Raw genomic sequence first — 21,321 nt, forward strand, 5'->3', positions numbered from 1 at the left:
AATGAAAATGGAAAAACTAGTTACCTACAAACGCATGCCACTGTGGACTAAAGAGACTATGCCAGAGGCGGTTCAGCAAAAGCACAATACCAAGGTCGGAACTTGGGGTAAGATCACAGTTGTAAAAGGAGCTCTCAAGTTTATTGAATTGACCGAAGAAGGAGAAGTTCTAGCTGAACATCTCTTTGAAGCAGGAGCAGACAATCCAATGGCGCAACCGCAAGCCTGGCACCGAGTGGAGGCTGCCACAGATGATGTAGAATGGTACTTGGAATTTTATTGTAAACCTGAGGACTATTTCCCTAAGAAATACAATACCAATCCTGTTCATTCAGAAGTTCTGGAAGCTATGCAAACAGTGAAACCGGGTAAAGCCTTGGATTTAGGCTGTGGTCAGGGGCGTAATTCCCTATTTTTAGTCCAGCAAGGTTTTGATGTGACGGCTGTAGATCAAAATGAACTGGCTCTTGAAATCTTGCAAAGCATTGTGGAGCAGGAAGATTTGGACATGCCTGTTGGTCTTTACGATATCAATTCAGCTAGCATCGGGCAAGACTATGATTTTATCGTATCAACTGTTGTTCTCATGTTTCTACAAGCGGATCGCATTCCTGCAATTATCAAAAATATGCAGGAGCATACCACGGTCGGTGGTTATAATCTTATCGTTTGTGCCATGGACACGGAGGATTATCCTTGCTCGGTTAACTTCCCATTCACATTTAAAGAGGGAGAATTGGCAGACTACTACAAGGATTGGGAGTTGGTCAAGTACAATGAAAATCCAGGTCATTTGCACCGTCGTGATGAGAATGGCAATCGTATTCAACTACGCTTTGCGACCATGCTAGCTAAGAAAATCAAATAAACATGAATGAAGGTTGGGGAATTTCCTGATCTTTTTTCTTTTTTTACGAATAGATAAGATAGAAGGATTGACAAAAATACGCATTATAAGTATAATTTTAGCTAGAAAGGTGACCATAAATGCCAATAACAGGTAAGGAAATGGTAAAATTAGCTCTTGCAAATGGATGGATTGAAGTTCGTAAGAGAGGAAGTCATCATCATTTTAAGAAAGAAGGGGTCTCCTATCTTGTCACTATTCCAGTTCACGGTAATGAGGATTTAGGAAAAGGTCTAGAGAGAAAAATATTAAAAGATTTGGGATTATAGTTGATTTGGAAATTGTGGAGGTGTATTATGCTAAAATCTTATCCTGCTATTTTTCATAGAGAAGGCACTGGATACTGGGTTGAATTTCCTGAATTTGGAGGTGGGACAGAGGGAGCAACGATTGAACTTGCAATGAAAAATGCTCGGGAAATGCTTGAGAGTGTTTTAGCTTCTTATATTGATGAAGGACTGGCTTTGCCTACTCCTAGTGATATTGCTGAGTTGAAGGCTCCCGATGGATTTGTGACTTTGATTCAGGTCAATCCCTTGCCTTTTGTAAAGAATAATAAAGCGATTCGAAAAAATGTTACGGTTCCAGAGTGGCTAGTCAGACTTGCAGATCGTGAGAAAGTGAACTATTCTGAAGTGTTGACACAAGCTCTTGAAAGTCGCTTGCAACTCTAAAATTATAGAGTGATGAAGATTGGGAATTTCCTGATCTTTTTTCTTTTTTTCGAATAATATAGAAAAGGAGGGAAATCATGTTTGTTGCAAGAGATGCTAGAGGAGAATTGGTAAATGTGTTAGAGGATAAGCTTGAGAAGCAAGCCTACACTTGCCCAGCTTGTGGAGGTCAACTCCGTTTGCGACAAGGAGCAAGTGTACGGACCCATTTTGCCCATAAAACCTTAAAAGACTGTGATTTTTCCTCTGAAAATGAAAGCACAGAACACCTGGCAAATAAAGAATCCCTTTATCACTGGTTGAAAAAAGAGGCAGAGGTGCAATTAGAATACCCGCTTCCAGAGCTTAAACAGATTGCGGATGTATTTGTAAATGGTAATCTAGCTTTAGAGGTTCAATGTAGTCCCTTGCCTCAAAAAGTTCTTAAAGAGCGTAGTGAGGGCTATCGTAGTCAGGGTTACCAAGTACTGTGGTTGCTGGGGGAAAAACTTTGGCTCAAGGATCGTTTGACTCGTCTGCAACAAGGTTTTCTTTATTTCAGTCAAAATATGGGCTTTTATGTTTGGGAAGTAGACAAGAAAAAACAGGTTTTAAGGCTGAAATATCTCATCCACCATGATCTCCGAGGTAAACTCCATTATCAGATTAAGGAATTTCCCTATGATCAAGATAGTCTACTGGAGATATTACGTCTTCCCTATAAGAAACAAAAAATATCTCATTTTACAGTTTTTCAAGATAAGGACATTTGTCGCTATATCCGGCAACAATTGTATTATCAAAATCCTTTTTGGATGAAAGAACAAGCAGAAGCCTATCAAAAGGGAGAGAATATCCTGACTTATGAGCTAAAAGCATGGTATCCCCAAATTAGACCACTAGTGGGCAAATTTTTCCAGATTGAACAAGACTTGAATAGCTATTATCAGCACTTTTACACCTATTACCAAGAAAATCCTCAAAATGATTGGCAAAAGCTTTATCCACCAGCCTTTTATCAGCAATATTTCTTGAAAAATATGGTAGAATAGAAAGGATGGAGGAATCTAATGGTATTACAAAGAAATGAAATAAATGAAAAAGATACATGGGATCTATCAACGATCTACCCAACTGACCAGGCTTGGGAAGAAGCCTTAAAAGATTTAACAGAAAAATTGGAGACAGTAGCCCAGTATGAAGGCCATCTCTTGGATAGTGCGGATAGCCTACTCGAAATTACTGAATTTTCTCTTGAAATGGAACGCCAAATGGAGAAGCTTTACGTTTATGCTCATATGAAGAATGACCAGGATACACGTGAAGCTAAGTACCAAGAGTACTATGCTAAGGCCATGACACTCTACAGCCAGCTAGACCAAGCCTTTTCATTCTATGAACCTGAATTTATGGAAATTAGTGAAGAGCAGTATGCTGACTTTTTAGAAGTTCAGCCAAAATTGCAGGTTTATCAACACTATTTTGACAAGCTTTTGCAAGGCAAGGATCACGTTCTTTCACAACGCGAAGAAGAATTATTGGCTGGAGCTGGTGAAATCTTTGGTTCGGCAAGTGAAACCTTCGCTATTTTAGATAATGCAGATATCGTCTTTCCATTTGTTAAAGATGAAGATGGTAACGAGGTACAATTATCACATGGCGTTTATATGCGTTTGATGGAGTCTAAAAATCGTGAGGTTCGCCGTGGGGCCTATCAAGCTCTGTATGCGACTTATGAACAATTCCAACATACCTATGCCAAAACCTTGCAAACCAATGTTAAGGTGCAAAACTACCGTGCCAAAGTTCGTAACTACAAGAGTGCTCGTCATGCAGCCCTAGCGGCGAATTTTGTTCCAGAGAGTGTTTATGACAATTTGGTAGCAGCAGTTCGCAAGCATTTACCCCTCTTGCATCGTTACCTTGAGCTTCGTTCAAAGATTTTGGAGATTTCAGACCTCAAGATGTACGATGTCTACACACCGCTTTCATCTGTTGAATACAGTTTTACCTACCAAGAAGCCTTGAAAAAGGCAGAAGATGCCTTGGCAGTCTTGGGTGAGGATTACTTGAGCCGTGTTAAACGTGCTTTCAGTGAGCGTTGGATTGATGTTTACGAAAATCAAGGCAAGCGTTCAGGGGCCTACTCTGGTGGTTCTTACGATACCAATGCCTTTATGCTCCTTAACTGGCAGGACAATCTGGACAATCTCTTCACCCTTGTTCATGAAACAGGTCACAGCATGCATTCCAGCTATACTCGTGAGACTCAGCCTTATGTTTACGGAGATTACTCTATCTTCTTGGCTGAGATTGCATCAACTACCAATGAAAATATCTTGACGGAGAAATTATTGGAAGAAGTGGAAGACGACGCAACGCGCTTTGCTATTCTCAATAACTTCCTAGATGGTTTCCGTGGAACAGTTTTCCGCCAAACTCAATTTGCCGAGTTTGAACACGTTATTCACCAAGCGGATCAAAATGGGGAAGTCTTGACAAGCGATTTCCTAAATAAACTCTACGCAAACTTGAACCAAGAGTATTATGGTTTGAGTAAGGAAGACAATCCTGAAATCCAATACGAGTGGGCCCGCATCCCACACTTCTACTATAACTATTATGTATATCAATATTCAACAGGCTTTGCAGCAGCTTCAGCCCTGGCTGAAAAAATTGTCCATGGTAGTCAAGAAGACCGTGAGCGCTATATCGACTACCTCAAGGCAGGTAAATCTGACTATCCACTTAATGTCATGAGAAAAGCTGGTGTTGATATGGAGAAGGAAGACTATCTCAACGATGCCTTTGCAGTCTTTGAACGTCGTTTGAATGAGTTTGAAGCCCTTGTTGAAAAATTGGGATTGGCATAAGATGGTTGAATCGTATAGTAAGAATGCCAACCATAACATGCGTCGCCCTGTCGTCAAGGAAGAAATTGTTGACTTGATGCGTCAGCGTCAAAAGCAAGTCACAGGTTCCCTGAAAGAATTGGAAGACTTTGCTCACAAGGAAAATATTCCCATCATCCCCCATGAAACGGTTGCTTATTTCCGTTTTCTCATGGAAACCATGCAACCTAAAAACATACTGGAAATTGGGACAGCCATCGGGTTTTCAGCACTCTTGATGGCGGAACATGCGCCAAAGGCCAAGATTACAACCATTGACCGCAATCCAGAAATGATTGGTTTTGCCAAGGATAATTTCGCCCAGTTTGACAGTCGCAAGCAAATTACGCTCCTAGAGGGAGATGCGGTAGATGTCTTATCTACCTTGACAGAGTCCTATGATTTTGTCTTTATGGATTCAGCCAAGTCTAAATACATCGTCTTTCTGCCAGAAATCCTCAAACATTTGGACGTTGGAGGTGTGGTTGTCTTGGATGATATTTTCCAAGGTGGTGATGTTGCCAAGGACATTATGGAAGTCCGTCGTGGCCAGCGAACTATTTACAGAGGACTTCAAAGACTATTTGATGCAACCTTAGACAATCCAGGACTCACCGCAACATTAGTACCTCTGGGAGATGGCATTCTCATGCTTCGTAAAAATGTAGCAGATGTTCAATTGCCTGACAGCGAATGATTTTCAGAAAAATTTAAGAAAATATAGTAAAATAGATAGGGTAACACTTATCTCAAAGGAGTAGACATGAAGAAAAAATTATTGGCAGGAGCCATTACACTATTATCAGTAGCAACTTTAGCAGCTTGTTCGAAAGGTTCAGAAGGGGCAGACCTTATCAGCATGAAAGGAGATGTTATCACAGAACATCAATTTTATGAGCAAGTGAAAAGCAATCCTTCAGCTCAACAAGTGTTGTTGAACTTGACCATCCAAAAAGTGTTTGAGAAACAATACGGTTCAGAAGTAGATGATAAAGAAGTCAACGACACTATTGCCGAAGAAGAAAAACAATATGGTGAGAACTACCAACGTGTCTTGTCACAAGCAGGCATGACTCTTGAAACACGTAAAGCTCAAATTCGTACAAGTAAATTGGTTGAGTTGGCAGTTAAGAAGGCAGCAGAAGCTGAATTGACAGATGATGCTTATAAGAAGGCCTTTGATGAATATACTCCAGATGTAACGGCTCAAATCATTCGTCTTGATAATGAGGATAAAGCGAAAGAAGTCCTCGAAAAAGCTAAGGCAAGTGGTGCAGATTTCGCTCAATTAGCCAAAGATAACTCAACTGATGAGAAAACCAAAGCGAACGGTGGAGAAATCACCTTTGATTCTGCTTCAACAGAAGTACCAGAACAAGTTAAGAAAGCAGCTTTTGCTCTAGATGTAAATGGGGTTTCTGATGTGATTACAGCCGCTGGTACACAAGCCTACAGCAGCCAATATTACATTGTTAAACTCACTAAGAAAACAGAAAAATCATCTAATATTGATGACTACAAAGAAAAATTAAAAACTGTTATCTTAACCCAAAAACAAAACGATGCGACATTTGTTCAAAGCATTATCGGAAAAGAATTGCAAGCAGCCAATATCAAGGTTAAAGATCAAGCCTTCCAAAATATCTTCACTCAATATATCGGTGGTGGAGATTCAAGCTCAAGCAGTTCATCAAAAGAATAAAACAGAAAAGAGCCAAGTGCTCTTTTTCTTATGAGAAAATCTTTTATCTTAAGGATAAGAGTTTTTTTCTTTCGGAAAAAATGGTATAATAGCAATCAAAACTAGAAAATAAACGGAATTTGGGAATAATTTCTTTTGTTCTCATTAGATTGGTGATACTATGAAGATTAGTAAGAGGCACCTATTAAACTATTCTATCCTAGTTCCTTACTTACTTTTATCTATTTTGGGCTTGATTGTAGTCTATTCTACAACCAGTGCCATTCTAATCGAAGAAGGTAAAAGTGCCCTGCAATTAGTTCGAAGTCAGGGAATGTTTTGGGGATTTAGTTTAATATTGATTGCCTTGATATATAAGCTGAAACTGAATTTTTTAAGAAAAGAACGACTTTTATTTATTGTTATGTTTATTGAGCTAATTCTCTTAGCTCTGGCTCGTATAATTGGTACGCCAGTTAATGGAGCCTATGGTTGGATATCGGTAGGACCTTTGACCATTCAGCCAGCTGAATATTTGAAGATTATTATCGTCTGGTACCTGGCCCAACGCTTTTCAAAACAACAGGATGAAATTGCTGTTTATGATTTCCAAGTTTTAACTCAAAATCAATGGATTCCTCGTGCTTTTAATGATTGGCGCTTTGTCCTCTTTGTACTGATTGGGAGCCTTGCTATTTTCCCAGATTTGGGGAATGCTTCTATTTTAGCTTTGGTTGCCTTGATTATGTATACGATTAGTGGTATCGCTTATAGATGGTTTATTGCTTTTTTGGGAATTTTGGTGGGAGTTTCTGCCCTATCCTTATCACTGATTTCTTTTATAGGGGTTGATAAATTTTCAAAAATTCCAGTATTTGGATATGTGGCCAAGCGTTTCAGTGCTTATTTTAACCCCTTTGCTGATTTGGCAGGAGCAGGTCACCAACTCGCCAATTCCTACTTTGCCATGGTGAATGGTGGGTGGTTTGGTCTAGGCTTAGGAAATTCAATCGAAAAACGAGGTTATTTACCAGAGGCCCATACAGATTTTGTATTTTCAATTGTCATTGAAGAGTTTGGATTTGTGGGAGCTGGATTGATTTTAGCACTTGTCTTTTTCCTTATTTTGAGAATTATTCTAGTAGGAATTCGTGCTAAGAATCCCTTTAATTCCATGATGGCGATTGGGGTTGGGGGGATGATGTTGGTACAGGTCTTTGTCAATATCGGTGGAATTTCTGGTATTATTCCTTCGACAGGAGTAACTTTCCCTTTCTTATCGCAAGGAGGAAACAGTCTTCTGGTCTTGTCTGTAGCCATCGCCTTTGTCTTAAATATTGATGCAAGTGAAAAGCGTGCTCAATTGTATGAGGAGTTAGAAGCTCACTCCTCAAACTATATGTAGAGCTGATAGTGGAAAGGATTACCTATGTCTCTTCAAAAATTAGAAAACTATAGTAATAAAGCTGTCGTGCAAGAAGAAGTATTGATTTTAACAGAATTGTTAGAAGATATCACTAAAAATATGCTTGCCCCAGAGACTTTTGAAAAAATTATGCAGTTGAAAGAATTGTCAACTCAAGAAGATTATCAAGGCTTGAACCAATTGGTTACTAGTCTGTCAAATGATGAAATGGCTTATATTTCACGCTATTTCTCTATCTTGCCCCTCTTGATTAATATTTCAGAAGACGTGGATTTGGCTTATGAAATCAACCACCAAAATAATATCGATCAAGATTATCTTGGTAAGTTGTCAGCAACAATCAAAATGGTTGCTGAAAAAGAAAATGCGGTTGAAATTCTAGAACACTTGAATGTTGTCCCTGTTTTGACAGCCCATCCAACGCAAGTGCAACGTAAGAGTATGTTGGATTTGACTAACCATATCCACACCCTCTTGCGTAAGTATCGTGATGTGAAATTAGGCTTGATTAATAAGGAAAAATGGCATAATGATCTCCGTCGTTACATTGAGATTATCATGCAGACAGATATGATTCGTGAAAAGAAATTGAAAGTAACCAATGAAATTACGAATGTTATGGAATACTACAATAGTTCATTCCTGAAGGCAGTTCCTCATTTGACTGCTGAGTACAAGCGTCTGGCTAAAAAACATGGCTTGGAGTTAAAACATCCTAAACCGATTACCATGGGAATGTGGATTGGTGGAGACCGTGATGGTAATCCTTTTGTTACAGCAGATACCTTGAAACAATCTGCTATGACTCAGTGTGAAGTCATCATGAACTACTATGATGAAAAGATTTACCAACTTTATCGTGAATTCTCTCTCTCAACCAGTATTGTCAATGTAAGCAAGCAAGTCAGAGAAATGGCTCGTCAATCCAAGGATAACTCTATTTATCGTGAAAAAGAGCTGTATCGTCGTGCCTTGTTTGATATTCAATCAAAAATCCAAGCAACAAAAACCTATCTGATTGAGGATAAGGAAGTTGGGGCTCGCTATGAAACGGCCAATGATTTTTATAAGGATTTAATTACCATTCGTGATTCCCTCATGGAAAATAAGGGTGAAGCACTGATTTCTGGTGATTTTGTTGAGTTAATTCAGGCAGTTGAAATTTTTGGTTTCTATTTGGCATCTATTGACATGCGTCAAGATTCTAGTGTTCACGAAGCCTGTGTAGCTGAACTCTTGAAATCAGCAGGAATTCATTCTCATTATAGCGAACTCAGTGAAGAAGAAAAATGCCAACTTCTTTTGAAAGAATTAGAAGAAGATCCACGTATTCTTTCTGCCACTCATGTTGAAAAATCAGAGTTACTTGAAAAAGAATTAGCAATCTTTAAGGCTGCTCGTAAGTTGAAAGATAAGTTGGGAGATGATGTTATTCGTCAGACTATCATTTCACATGCAACCAGCGTATCAGACATGCTGGAATTGGCTATCTTGCTAAAAGAAGTAGGGTTAGTTGATAAAGAAAGAGCCCGTGTCCAAATCGTTCCTCTCTTTGAAACAATTGAGGACTTGGACCACTCAGAAGAAACTATGAGAGAATACCTTTCTCTTCCTCTTGCTAAGAAATGGATTGCTTCACGTAATAACTACCAAGAAATCATGCTTGGTTACTCTGATAGTAATAAAGATGGTGGCTACCTATCATCATGTTGGACCCTCTACAAGGCTCAACAACAATTGACTGCTATCGGAGATGAATTTGGTGTTAAGGTTACCTTCTTCCATGGCCGTGGTGGGACTGTCGGTCGTGGTGGTGGACCAACCTATGAAGCCATCACATCTCAACCGCTCAAATCCATTAAGGATCGTATCCGCTTGACGGAGCAGGGGGAAGTAATTGGGAATAAATACGGTAACAAAGACGCAGCCTACTATAACCTTGAAATGCTAGTATCTGCAGCCATTAACCGTATGATTACTCAGAAGAAGAGTGATACCAATACCTCAAATCGTTATGAAGCAATTATGGACCAAGTGGTGGACCGTAGTTACGATATCTACCGTGATTTGGTCTTTGGTAATGACCATTTCTATGATTATTTCTTCGAGTCAAGTCCAATCAAGGCTATTTCAAGCTTTAATATTGGTTCTCGTCCAGCCGCTCGTAAGACCATTACTGAAATCGGTGGTTTGCGAGCTATTCCTTGGGTATTCTCATGGTCACAAAGCCGTGTCATGTTCCCTGGCTGGTATGGTGTCGGATCAAGTTTCAAAGAATTTATTGATAAAAATCCAGAAAATATCGCTATCCTACGAGATATGTACCAAAATTGGCCTTTCTTCCAGTCACTTCTTTCAAATGTAGACATGGTCTTGTCAAAATCAAATATGAATATTGCTTTTGAATATGCCAAACTTTGTGAAGATGATCAAGTAAAAGCAATTTATGAGACTATTCTAAATGAATGGCAAGTTACCAAGGAAGTCATCTTGGCTATCGAAGGATATGATGAACTCTTGGCTGAAAATCCATATCTAAAAGCAAGTTTGGATTATCGTATGCCTTACTTTAATATCCTTAACTATATCCAGTTGGAGTTGATTAAACGTCAACGCCGAGGAGAATTATCAAGCGATCAAGAAAAATTAATCCATACAACCATCAACGGAATTGCGACAGGATTGCGTAATTCAGGCTGATACCTATCAAACTTCCTCTTTTCTATAGGGGAAGTTTTTGAATAGGGTAACTTCTAAAACTAACTTCCAGTTTCCCCCAACCTAGCTTTTAGTATGAGAAAAACGCGTGAAATCAGTGGAAATCCGTTTTAGACTAACTTCCGCTGGTTTTCTTTTTCTTGATATATAAGGGTTCAAAAGCGAAAAGACACAGAAAAAAGTGCACGACAAATAGCCCTAAAACAGAGTCGTCTTAGAGTAACTTCCAGTTGCTAGCGTTTAGTTTGAGACTTTTCGATGGTGATAAGATGTGTAGTTAGAGGGGAAAATTCCCTTTATTTCAATAAATCAGGTGATAAGTGTGTGTCTTCTGGTTTGACAAATTGGCAACCCAGAAGAGCGGCGATGTCCTCGCCAAAGGTGAAGGTGCAGACGTCGTAAGCAGATTTTCCTTGAAACTCTTCTCGTTTCAAGGAATTGACATGGGAAATGACTAGATTGACGTCTTTCTGAGTCAGCTGGTCAAAGGAAGTGCTCTTGGGAAGAATGGCTCGCAAAACTGTATGGTTCTTCTCAATTCGCCCCTTCTGGTCAGGACGGCTAGGGTCGCAGAAGTAGAGGTGAGACTTACCATCAATGTCTCGCTCAAGCTCCTCCACATAGGAGAACTCAGATCCGTTGTCCGTGAGAATGACAGGGAACAGCTGATGGAACGCAACCCCTCCGTCCATGACTCTTTCTTTCAAAGCTGCGAATTTAGTGGTGACCTCCAGAGCGGTCTTGTTGTCCAAAAGCAAGGCGAAGAGGAAGTTGCAGAAGGAAACGTTGAAGGTGAGCAGTAGCTTTCCACCCGGTATGCCGATGACCGTGTCCATTTCCAACCATTTGAAGAAATCATCTGTTTCTCGTAACTCTTGGAAATCTTGGTAGGTTCGCCCAATTTTTAGCTCTTTGGGAATAGCTACTTTTCTGGATTTTCTGCGTTCCTTGAACTTGACCATCCGAGGAAAATCAATGGGCTTGGCTGTCAGATATCCCAGCTTGGCATGCCGATACACCGTAGCTTTCGACACAGGTAGGTTATGTGTCTGAATGATATGGTAGATGCTTTGTTTCTTCTGGATGCCTTGGGTTAAGACCTTGTCCATCTGATAAAAACTTTCCTTGTTTAGGGGAATGCCCTCTCTGGACTCCCTCAACATAGTCTCGTACTGTTCCTGTGCCTTTTTCGCATAGTAAAGATAGCGGTTAAACCCACAATCCTTCCTCTTTTTTGGACAGTTGTTACAGACATAAGGAGCTTTTTTGAGAAGAGGGCAATCCGTGCAATCAGATTTGACGGATGTTGGATGAATGATGCGATTGCGCTTGATTTCCTTTGAAATCGTTGATGGGTCTTTTCCCATCTTCTCAGCGATGGAACGGAAAGTCTCTTATTGGCTGATTCCGGTTTGGATGTCAATACGGTCTTCTAGAGTGAGATGTTTTTGTTTTTTCGTCATGAGGTGCCTCCTCACGAAAAGTCTCAGGCTTAATTCTAGCATAATTCGTCGTCTGAGAGTAACTTCCAGTTTTGGGAGAGAGATGGAAGTTACTTTGAGAAGTTAGCAGTTTTTGAATAGTTCAAAAAAATGCTAAAAGAGTCTTGACAAGTAGTTGAAAAATGATATAATTTAACCATTCAGAAAAGTAATCATACAAACTTTTTAGAGAGTCTGTGGTAGCTGAAAACAGATAAGTGATGATGATGAAAATTGGGCTGAATGTTATTTAGAATTTGAAATCATAAAAATTCGGTGAGCACACCTTACAGTGCATCTCGTTATTGCGAGACAGAGCGATAGGGAAATTCCCTATAATTGAGGTGGTACCGCGCATCGACGTCCTCACACAAGTTTTTTGTGTGAGGACTTTTTTGATGGAGGTTAGTATGGAAAGAAAACGATGGCGTCGCTTGTTTATACACAATGAAAATCAAAAAGCAAACTAGGAAGCTAGCCGCAGGTTGCTCAAAGCACTGCTTTGAGGTTGTGGATAGAACTGACGAAGTCAGTAACCAAGCTACGGTAAGGCGACGCTGACGTGGTTTAATTTGATTTTCGAAGAGTATTAGATAAGTGAAGTATTTTAAAGGAATAAAAAGGAGAAATAGAATGAAAAATAAACGTTTAATTGGAATTATCGCTGCGTTAGCAGTCTTAGTAGCAGGAAGCTTGATTTACTCTTCAATGAATAAACCAGAAGCTAAAAATGAAAAGAAAGTTGCCAAAGTTGGTGTTCTTCAGTTTGTGAGCCATCCATCTCTTGACTTGATTTATAAAGGGATTCAAGATGGACTTGCAGAAGAAGGATATAAAGATGATCAAGTTAAAATCGATTTTATGAACTCAGAAGGTGACCAAAGTAAGGTTGCGACAATGAGTAAACAATTGGTTGCAAATGGGAATGACCTTGTAGTTGGTATCGCAACACCAGCTGCTCAAGGTTTGGCTAGTGCCACAAAAGACCTACCGGTTATCATGGCCGCTATTACAGACCCAATCGGTGCGAACTTGGTCAAAGATTTGAAAAAACCAGGTGGCAACATTACAGGGGTATCTGACCACAATCCAGCTCAACAACAAGTTGAACTCATTAAGGCTCTTACACCAAATGTAAAAACAATCGGAGCCCTTTACTCAAGTAGCGAAGACAATTCAAAAACACAGGTTGAAGAATTTAAGGCTTATGCTGAAAAAGCAGGTTTGACAGTGGAAACATTTGCAGTTCCTTCAACAAATGAAATTGCTTCAACAGTTAACGTTATGACTAGCAAGGTTGATGCTATCTGGGTTCCAATCGATAACACAATCGCATCTGCATTTTCAACAGTTGTATCAAGCAACCAATCAGCTAAAAAACCAATCTACCCAAGTGCAACTGCAATGGTAGAAGCTGGTGGTTTGGCATCAGTTGTAGTTGACCAACACGACCTTGGTGTGGCAACTGGTAAAATGATTGCGCAAGTCTTGAAAGGTGCAAAACCAGCTGATACTCCAGTCAATGTCTTTTCAACTGGTAAGTCAGTAATCAACAAAAAATTGGCACAAGAGCTAGGTATTACGATTCCTGAATCTGTTCTAAAAGAAGCAGGACAAGTGATTGAATAATCTACAATGGAGGAGTTGGGGACATCTCCTCCAATTTTTTACAATAGAAATCGTATAGAAAAGGTTAAGAAACAGATGATACTATCTATTATTTCTCAAGGATTTGTCTGGGCTATTTTAGGTCTGGGGATCTTTATGACATTTAGGATTTTAAACTTTCCAGATATGACGACAGAAGGTTCCTTCCCTCTTGGGGGAGCTGTTGCTGTCACTTTGATAACCAAAGGCGTGAACCCTTTTTTAGCAACACTGCTTGCTGTAGGAGCAGGTTGTTTGGCTGGAATGGCAGCAGGACTTCTTTATACAAAAGGGAAGATCCCAACCTTGCTCTCAGGGATTTTGGTGATGACTTCTTGTCACTCTATCATGCTCTTGATTATGGGACGCGCCAATTTAGGCTTACTTGGAACTAAGCAAATTCAGGATGTCTTGCCTTTTGATTCAGATTTGAACCAACTCTTGACAGGTCTCATCTTTGTGAGTATTGTTATTGCTCTCATGCTCTTTTTCTTGGATACCAAACTCGGACAAGCTTATATTGCTACAGGTGACAATCCTGATATGGCTAGAAGTTTCGGGATTCATACTGGACGCATGGAGCTCATGGGATTGGTCTTATCAAATGGTGTGATTGCCCTTGCAGGAGCTCTCATTGCCCAGCAAGAAGGTTATGCCGATGTATCTCGAGGAATCGGGGTTATCGTTGTGGGGCTTGCAAGTTTGATTATTGGAGAAGTTATCTTCAAGAGTTTGAGCTTGGCAGAACGTCTGGTTACCATCGTTGTAGGTTCTATCGCTTATCAATTCTTAGTGTGGGCAGTTATTGCGCTTGGCTTTAATACAAGTTACCTTCGTCTATACAGTGCAGTGATTTTAGCAGTCTGCCTCATGATTCCTACGTTTAAGCAAACCATCTTGAAAGGAGCCAAGTTAAGTAAATGACAGCAATTGTAGAATTAAAAAATGCAACCAAAGTCGTTAAAAATGGCTTTGATGAAGAAAAGATTATTTTAAATGATGTTTCCTTAGAAATTTTTGAACAGGATTTTATCACGATTTTGGGTGGAAATGGTGCTGGTAAATCAACTCTCTTTAACACCATTGCAGGAACCTTGCCCTTAACCAGTGGAACCATCCGTATTTTAGGTGAAGATGTTACCAAGTTTTCACCCGAGAAGCGGGCTAAGTATCTGTCTCGAGTCTTCCAAGATCCCAAGATGGGGACAGCTCCTCGTATGACAGTGGCAGAGAATCTCTTGATTGCCAAATTTCGTGGTGAAAAGCGTGGACTCTTTCCAAGACGTCTGGCTAGCTACAAGGATGAATTTCAGACAACCATTGAAAAAGTGGGAAATGGTCTTGAGAAACATTTGAATACACCGATTGAGTTCTTATCTGGTGGACAAAGACAGGCCCTGAGTCTCTTGATGGCAACCTTGAAGCGTCCTGAATTACTCTTGTTGGACGAGCATACTGCGGCCCTTGATCCAAAGACTAGTGTTGCTTTGATGGAATTGACAGATGAATTTGTCAAGAAAGATCAGCTGACAGCGCTTATGATTACCCACCATATGGAAGATGCTCTTAAGTATGGCAATCGCTTAATTGTCATGAAAGAAGGACGAATTATCCAAGATTTGAAGCAAGAAGAAAAAGCAAAAATGAAAATCTCTGATTATTATCAGCTCTTTGAATAAAGTAGGGAAAATGAGTGAAATGGTTTACTTTTTTTCTGAAATAAAGTATACTATATAAAGTAAACTATGATAACATGGAGGTATTGTGTATGGTTGACAAACAAGTCATTGAAGAAATCAAAAACAATGCCAACATTGTGGAAGTCATAGGAGATGTGATTTCTTTACAAAAGGCAGGACGGAACTATCTAGGGCTCTGTCCTTTTCATGGTGAAAAAACACCTTCTTTCAACGTTGTAGAGGACAAGCAGTTTTACCACTGTTTTGGTTGTGGTCGCTCAGGTGATGTCTTTAAGTTCATCGAGGAGTACCAAGGGGTTCCCTTTATGGAGGCTGTCCAAATCTTAGGTCAGCGTGTCGGGATAGAGGTGGAAAAACCGCTTTATAGTGAACAGAAGCCATCTTCACCCCACCAAGCTCTTTATGATATGCACGAAGATGCTGCCAAATTTTATCATGCTATTCTCATGACAACGACCATGGGGGAAGAGGCCAGAAACTACCTCTATCAGCGTGGTTTGACAGATGAAGTGCTCAAGCATTTTCGGATTGGTTTGGCACCTCCAGAACGAAACTATCTGTATCAACGTTTGTCTGGTCAGTATCGTGATGAGGATTTCCTAGATTCAGGGCTATTTTACCTATCAGATGCCAATCAATTTGTAGACACTTTTCACAATCGCATCATGTTTCCCTTGACCAATGACCAGGGAAAGGTCATTGCCTTCTCAGGTCGTATCTGGCAGAAAACGGATTCACAAACTTCTAAGTATAAAAATAGCCGATCGACTGCAATTTTTAACAAAAGTTACGAATTATATCATATGGATAGGGCAAAAAAATCTTCTGGTAAAACCAGTGAGATTTACCTCATGGAAGGGTTCATGGATGTCATCGCAGCCTATCGGGCTGGAATTGAAAACGCTGTGGCATCTATGGGAACGGCCTTGAGTCGAGAGCATGTTGAGCATCTGAAAAGGTTAACCAAGAAGTTGGTTCTTGTTTACGATGGCGATAAGGCTGGGCAAGCTGCGACATTGAAAGCGCTGGACGAAATTTGTGATATGCCTGTGCAAATCGTCAGCATGCCTGATAACTTGGATCCAGATGAATATCTACAAAAAAATGGTCCAGAAGACTTGGCCTATCTATTAACGAAAACTCGTATTAGTCCGATTGAGTTCTACATTCACCAGTATAAGCCTGAAAATAGTGAAAATTTGCAGGCTCAGATTGAGTTTATTGAAAAAATAGCTCCCTTGATTGTTCAAGAAAAGTCTATCACTGCTCAAAACAGCTATATTCATATTTTAGCTGACAGTCTGGCATCCTTTGATTATGCTCAGATTGAGCAGATTGTTAATGAGAGTCGGCAGGCACAAAGACAGAATCGCATGGAAGGGATTTCCAGATCGACGCAAATCACTATGCCTGTCACCAAGCAGTTATCAGCTATTATGAGGGCAGAAGCTCATCTACTTTATCGAATGATGGAATCCTCTCTTATTTTGAACGATTACCGCTTGCGAGAAGACTTTGCATTTGATACACCTGAATTTCAGGTCTTATATGACTTGCTTGGTCAGTATGGCAATCTTCCTCCAGAAGTTTTAGCAGAACAGACAGAGGAAGTTGAAAGAGCTTGGTACCAAGTTTTAGCTCAGGATTTGCCTGCTGAGATGTCACCACAGGAACTTAGTGAAGTAGAAATGACTCGAAACAAGGCTCTCTTGAATCAGGACAATATGAGAATCAAAAAGAAGGTGCAGGAAGCTAGCCATGTAGGAGATACTGACACAGCCTTAGAAGAATTGGAACGTTTAATTTCACAAAAGAGAAGAATGGAGTAATAATGGTAACAAAACAAAAAGAAGTAACAACATTTGACGTACAAGTAGCAGAATTTATCCGTAATCATAAGCAAAAAGGGACAGCAACAGATGATGAAATCAATGCTAGTCTTGTCATTCCTTTTACCTTGGACGCTGATGGGATTGAAGATCTCTTGCAACGGATTCAGGATGCAGGGATTTCTATCACAGATAACGAAGGAAATCCAAGTGCGCGTGTTCTTAGTGCTGAAGAAGAACCAGAACTCAGCGATGAGGACTTGATTGGGTCAACTTCGGCTAAGGTCAACGACCCTGTTCGTATGTACTTGAAAGAAATCGGGGTTGTTCCTCTTTTGACCAATGAAGAGGAAAAAGAATTGGCACTAGCAGTTGAAGCTGGCGATATCGAAGCCAAACAACGTCTTGCGGAAGCTAACCTTCGTTTGGTTGTTTCTATAGCCAAACGCTATGTCGGCCGTGGTATGCAGTTCCTTGACTTGATTCAAGAAGGAAATATGGGCTTGATGAAGGCGGTTGACAAGTTTGACTATTCTAAAGGGTTCAAGTTTTCAACTTACGCAACTTGGTGGATTCGTCAGGCTATCACTCGTGCTATTGCAGATCAAGCTCGTACCATCCGTATCCCAGTTCATATGGTTGAAACCATCAATAAACTGGTTCGTGAACAACGTAATCTCCTTCAAGAATTGGGACAAGATCCAACGCCAGAACAAATCGCTGAACGAATGGATATGACACCTGATAAGGTTCGTGAAATCTTGAAGATTGCCCAAGAACCAGTATCTCTTGAAACTCCAATCGGTGAAGAGGATGATAGCCATCTTGGAGACTTTATCGAAGATGAAGTGATTGAAAATCCAGTGGATTATACGACTCGTATCGTCTTGCGTGAGCAGTTGGATGAAGTCTTAGATACTCTTACAGACCGTGAAGAAAATGTTCTGCGTCTACGTTTTGGACTAGATGATGGAAAAATGCGCACCCTTGAAGATGTGGGGAAAGTCTTTAACGTAACTCGTGAGCGTATCCGTCAGATTGAAGCAAAGGCTTTGAGAAAACTACGCCAACCAAGTCGCAGCAAACCACTTCGTGATTTTATTGAAGACTAGGAGTGAGGAAAAATATGGCTTATACAGAAGAACAAATTGAAAACATCAAAACACGAATTTTATCAGCCTTGGAAGAAGTCATCGACCCTGAGTTGGGAATCGATATTGTCAATCTTGGTTTGATTTATGAGATTCGTTTTGACGGCGACACAGGGCAAACAGAGATTGATATGACGTTGACAACTATGGGTTGTCCCCTAGCTGACCTTTTGACGGACCAGATTTATGATGCCATGACAGAGGTGCCAGAAGTAACGGATACTGAGGTCAAATTAGTTTGGTATCCAGCCTGGACCGTTGAAAAAATGAGTCGCTATGCACGCATTGCCCTAGGCATTAAGTAAACATATAATAGCATGTGAGAGATTATTGGAAAAGCGAGGAAATTTCCCCATCTTTTCCTCTAGTCTCTCCTTTCTTTTGCTGATTTTATTCAAAGAAAATGATATAATAGTAGTTATGGAAAAAAAGAAATTACGCATCAATATGTTGAGTTCAAGTGAGAAAGTAGCAGGACAAGGAGTTTCAGGTGCCTACCGTGAATTAGTTCGTCTTCTTCATCGTGATGCCAAGGACCAATTGATTGTTACAGAAAATCTTCCAATAGAGGCAGATGTGACTCACTTTCATACGATTGATTTCCCCTATTATTTATCAACATTCCAAAAGAAACGCTCAGGAAGGAAAATTGGCTATGTGCATTTCTTGCCTGACACACTTGAGGGGAGTTTGAAAATTCCATTTTTCTTAAAGGGAATTGTTAAACGCTATGTATTTTCTTTTTACAATCGGATGGAGCACTTGGTTGTTGTTAATCCTATGTTTATTGAGGATTTGGTGGCAGCTGGTATTCCACGTGAAAAAGTGACTTATATTCCTAACTTTGTAAACAAGGAAAAATGGCATCCTCTTCCACAGGAAGAGGTAGCGAAACTGCGTACAGAGCTAGGTCTTAGTGACAATCAGTTTATCGTAGTAGGTGCTGGTCAAGTTCAGAAGCGCAAAGGGATTGACGATTTTATCCGTCTGGCTGAGGAATTGCCGCAGATTACCTTTATCTGGGCAGGTGGTTTCTCTTTTGGTGGTATGACAGATGGTTATGAACGTTACAAGAAAATCATGGAGAATCCCCCTAAAAATTTGATTTTTCCAGGAATTGTCTCACCAGAGCGAATGCGCGAGTTGTATGCCCTAGCGGATCTTTTCTTGCTTCCTAGTTACAATGAGCTCTTTCCGATGACGATTTTAGAGGCTGCCAGTTGTGAAGCTCCGATTATGTTGCGTGATTTGGATCTTTATAAGGTGATTTTAGAGGGGAATTATCGGGCGACAGCAGACAGAGAAGAAATGAAAGAAGCTATTTTAGAATATCAAGCAAATCCTGCTGCTTTAAAAGATTTGAAAGAAAAAGCTAAGAATATTTCTAGAGAGTATTCAGAAGAGCATCTGTTACAAATCTGGTTGGACTTTTATGAGAAACAAGCCGCTTTAGGGAGAAAGTAAAAAGTGAGGTAATCTATGCGAATTGGTTTATTTACAGATACCTATTTTCCTCAGGTTTCAGGTGTTGCGACCAGTATTCGAACCTTGAAAACAGAACTTGAAAAGCAGGGACACGCTGTTTTTATCTTTACGACGACAGATAAGGATGTCAATCGTTATGAAGATTGGCAAATTATCCGCATTCCAAGTGTTCCCTTCTTTGCTTTTAAGGATCGCCGCTTTGCCTATCGAGGATTCAGCAAGGCGCTTGAAATTGCTAAACAATATCAACTGGATATTATCCATACTCAGACAGAATTTTCTCTTGGCTTGTTGGGGATTTGGATTGCGCGTGAATTGAAGATTCCAGTCATCCATACCTATCACACCCAGTACGAAGACTATGTGCATTATATTGCCAAGGGGATGTTGATTCGTCCGAGTATGGTCAAGTACTTGGTTAGAGGTTTCTTGCATGATGTAGATGGGGTTATTTGCCCGAGTGAGATTGTCCGTGACTTGTTATCTGACTATAAGGTCAAGGTGGAAAAACGGGTCATTCCAACTGGTATTGAATTAGCCAAGTTTGAGCGTCCAGAAATCAAGAAAGAAAATCTGAAAGAACTGCGTAGTAAATTAGGGATTCAAGATGATGAACAGATGTTGCTGAGTCTTTCCAGAATTTCCTATGAAAAAAATATTCAAGCAGTACTAGCAGCCTTTGCAGAAGTTTTGAAAGAAGAAGACAATGTCAAACTGGTGGTAGCTGGGGATGGTCCTTATCTGGATGACCTCAAAGAGCAAGCCAAGAAACTAGAGATTCAAGACTCCGTCATCTTTACTGGCATGATTGCTCCTAGTGAGACGGCTCTTTATTACAAGGCGGCGGATTTCTTCATCTCGGCATCGACAAGTGAAACCCAAGGTTTGACCTACTTGGAAAGCTTAGCTAGTGGGACGCCTGTCATTGCTCATGGAAATCCTTATCTGGACAATCTTATCAGTGATAAAATGTTTGGAACCTTGTACTATGGAGAACATGATTTGGCTGGTGCTATTTTGGAAGCCCTGATTGCAACGCCAGATATGAATGAGCATACCTTATCAGAGAAATTGTATGAGATTTCAGCTGAGAACTTTGGGAAACGAGTGCATGAGTTTTATCTGGATGCCATTATTTCAAATAACTTCCAGAAAGATTTAGCAAAAGATGACACGGTCAGCCAGCGTATCTTTAAGACAGTTTTGTATTTACCACAACAGGTGGTTGCTGTACCGGTAAAAGGCTCTAGACGCATGCTGAAGGCTTCAAAAACACAGTTGATCAGCATAAGAGATTATTGGAAAGACCATGAAGAATAGAAAGAGGAACAGTATGAAAAAACAATTAATGAGAAGCGGTCGTGATAAAAAGATTGCTGGTGTTTGTGCTGGGGTAGCCCATTATTTTGATATGGATCCTACTATTGTTCGCGTAATATGGGGTGTTCTTGCTTTTGTTTATGGAGCAGGAGTTGTAGCTTATATCATTTTATGGATTATCGCACCGGTATCAACTGACTATTGAAAACTAGCTAAATTCATGCTAAGATAATAGAAAATAGAATGTAACGAAGGAGATAAAAATGGCATTTGGAGATAATGGAAATCGTAAAAAAACTATGTTTGAGAAAATAACCTTGTTTATCGTGATTATCATGCTAGTAGCAAGTTTATTGGGAATTTTTGCAACTGCTATTGGTGCCCTCAGTAATCTATAAAATAGATTCAAGAAAATTTAGTGACTGGGATTTC

General features: G+C 40.1%; 19 protein-coding genes, 1 pseudogene and 1 other annotated feature. Of the genes and pseudogenes, 19 read left to right on the forward strand and 1 reads right to left on the reverse strand.

What is annotated here, in order from left to right; all coding sequences use genetic code 11:
- Positions 1-7 precede the first annotated feature (7 nt).
- The 9 genes from tehB (at position 8) to ppc (ending at position 10,258) form a co-directional block, all read left to right on the forward strand.
- Complete coding sequence (gene tehB, locus QM865_RS00495; protein ID WP_371509540.1) at positions 8-868, forward strand: SAM-dependent methyltransferase TehB; 861 nt, start codon at positions 8-10, stop codon at positions 866-868.
- Between the two features lie 119 nt (positions 869-987).
- On the forward strand, positions 988-1,176 hold the full coding sequence (locus tag QM865_RS00500; protein ID WP_101782206.1) for a type II toxin-antitoxin system HicA family toxin: 189 nt from the start codon (positions 988-990) through the stop codon (positions 1,174-1,176).
- A gap of 27 nt (positions 1,177-1,203) precedes the next feature.
- Positions 1,204-1,581 carry a type II toxin-antitoxin system HicB family antitoxin gene (locus tag QM865_RS00505; protein WP_033688727.1) on the forward strand — a complete coding sequence of 126 codons (378 nt, stop codon included), beginning with the start codon at positions 1,204-1,206 and terminating at the stop codon, positions 1,579-1,581.
- A 77-nt stretch (positions 1,582-1,658) separates the two neighbouring features.
- Entirely contained in the window at positions 1,659-2,612 is a 954-nt protein-coding gene (locus QM865_RS00510) for a competence protein CoiA (protein ID WP_414305777.1), read from the forward strand.
- Positions 2,613-2,630: 18 nt separating this feature from the next.
- Positions 2,631-4,433, forward strand: a complete 1,803-nt coding sequence (gene pepF / locus QM865_RS00515) for an oligoendopeptidase F (protein ID WP_414305778.1) — start codon at positions 2,631-2,633, stop codon at positions 4,431-4,433.
- A 1-nt stretch (position 4,434) separates the two neighbouring features.
- A complete protein-coding gene (locus QM865_RS00520; RefSeq protein WP_414305779.1) occupies positions 4,435-5,148 on the forward strand; it encodes an O-methyltransferase in 714 nt (237 codons plus the stop codon).
- Positions 5,149-5,214: 66 nt separating this feature from the next.
- Positions 5,215-6,153, forward strand: a complete 939-nt coding sequence (gene prsA / locus QM865_RS00525; RefSeq protein WP_414305780.1) for a peptidylprolyl isomerase PrsA — start codon at positions 5,215-5,217, stop codon at positions 6,151-6,153.
- 160 nt (positions 6,154-6,313) lie between these two features.
- Positions 6,314-7,537 (forward strand): cell division peptidoglycan polymerase FtsW, encoded by a 1,224-nt coding sequence (ftsW, locus tag QM865_RS00530; protein ID WP_414305781.1) that lies wholly within the window; start codon positions 6,314-6,316, stop codon positions 7,535-7,537.
- Positions 7,538-7,561: 24 nt separating this feature from the next.
- A complete protein-coding gene (gene ppc, locus QM865_RS00535) occupies positions 7,562-10,258 on the forward strand; it encodes a phosphoenolpyruvate carboxylase (protein ID WP_261075766.1) in 2,697 nt (898 codons plus the stop codon).
- A 314-nt stretch (positions 10,259-10,572) separates the two neighbouring features.
- Here ppc and QM865_RS00540 read toward each other — a convergent pair.
- Positions 10,573-11,739, reverse strand: a pseudogene (locus tag QM865_RS00540) (IS30 family transposase).
- 171 nt (positions 11,740-11,910) lie between these two features.
- Positions 11,911-12,128, forward strand: a binding site (T-box leader).
- Between the two features lie 262 nt (positions 12,129-12,390).
- On the opposite strand from QM865_RS00540, the gene trpX reads away from it, so the two are divergent.
- The 10 genes from trpX (at position 12,391) to QM865_RS00590 (ending at position 21,287) form a co-directional block, all read left to right on the forward strand.
- Positions 12,391-13,386, forward strand: coding sequence for a tryptophan ABC transporter substrate-binding protein (gene trpX, locus QM865_RS00545; protein WP_000792150.1), 996 nt, complete (start codon positions 12,391-12,393; stop codon positions 13,384-13,386).
- Positions 13,387-13,461: 75 nt separating this feature from the next.
- Positions 13,462-14,328 (forward strand): ABC transporter permease, encoded by an 867-nt coding sequence (locus QM865_RS00550; RefSeq protein WP_261140435.1) that lies wholly within the window; start codon positions 13,462-13,464, stop codon positions 14,326-14,328.
- The gene (locus tag QM865_RS00555; protein ID WP_414305782.1) at positions 14,325-15,083 is read left to right on the forward strand and encodes an ABC transporter ATP-binding protein; all 759 of its coding nucleotides are present in this window, start codon (positions 14,325-14,327) and stop codon (positions 15,081-15,083) included. Before QM865_RS00550 ends, QM865_RS00555 begins: the two co-directional genes overlap by 4 nt.
- 89 nt (positions 15,084-15,172) lie before the next feature.
- The gene (gene dnaG, locus QM865_RS00560; protein ID WP_414305783.1) at positions 15,173-16,933 is read left to right on the forward strand and encodes a DNA primase; all 1,761 of its coding nucleotides are present in this window, start codon (positions 15,173-15,175) and stop codon (positions 16,931-16,933) included.
- Positions 16,934-16,935: 2 nt separating this feature from the next.
- Positions 16,936-18,045, forward strand: coding sequence for an RNA polymerase sigma factor RpoD (rpoD, locus tag QM865_RS00565; protein ID WP_173268012.1), 1,110 nt, complete (start codon positions 16,936-16,938; stop codon positions 18,043-18,045).
- A 14-nt stretch (positions 18,046-18,059) separates the two neighbouring features.
- Positions 18,060-18,389 carry a metal-sulfur cluster assembly factor gene (locus QM865_RS00570; RefSeq protein ID WP_000331925.1) on the forward strand — a complete coding sequence of 110 codons (330 nt, stop codon included), beginning with the start codon at positions 18,060-18,062 and terminating at the stop codon, positions 18,387-18,389.
- A 115-nt stretch (positions 18,390-18,504) separates the two neighbouring features.
- Positions 18,505-19,548 carry an alpha-galactosylglucosyldiacylglycerol synthase gene (cpoA, locus tag QM865_RS00575; RefSeq protein WP_261041374.1) on the forward strand — a complete coding sequence of 348 codons (1,044 nt, stop codon included), beginning with the start codon at positions 18,505-18,507 and terminating at the stop codon, positions 19,546-19,548.
- 15 nt (positions 19,549-19,563) lie between these two features.
- Positions 19,564-20,889: a glycosyltransferase family 4 protein gene (locus tag QM865_RS00580; protein WP_077804981.1), complete on the forward strand. Its 1,326-nt coding sequence runs from the start codon at positions 19,564-19,566 to the stop codon at positions 20,887-20,889.
- Between the two features lie 28 nt (positions 20,890-20,917).
- Complete coding sequence (locus QM865_RS00585; RefSeq protein WP_414305813.1) at positions 20,918-21,094, forward strand: PspC domain-containing protein; 177 nt, start codon at positions 20,918-20,920, stop codon at positions 21,092-21,094.
- A gap of 58 nt (positions 21,095-21,152) precedes the next feature.
- Positions 21,153-21,287 (forward strand): DUF4044 domain-containing protein, encoded by a 135-nt coding sequence (locus QM865_RS00590; protein WP_000863859.1) that lies wholly within the window; start codon positions 21,153-21,155, stop codon positions 21,285-21,287.
- Positions 21,288-21,321: the final 34 nt, after the last annotated feature.

Origin of the sequence: Streptococcus mitis (assembly GCF_047462815.1) — a bacterium.
GTDB classification, from domain to species: domain Bacteria; phylum Bacillota; class Bacilli; order Lactobacillales; family Streptococcaceae; genus Streptococcus; species Streptococcus mitis_DO.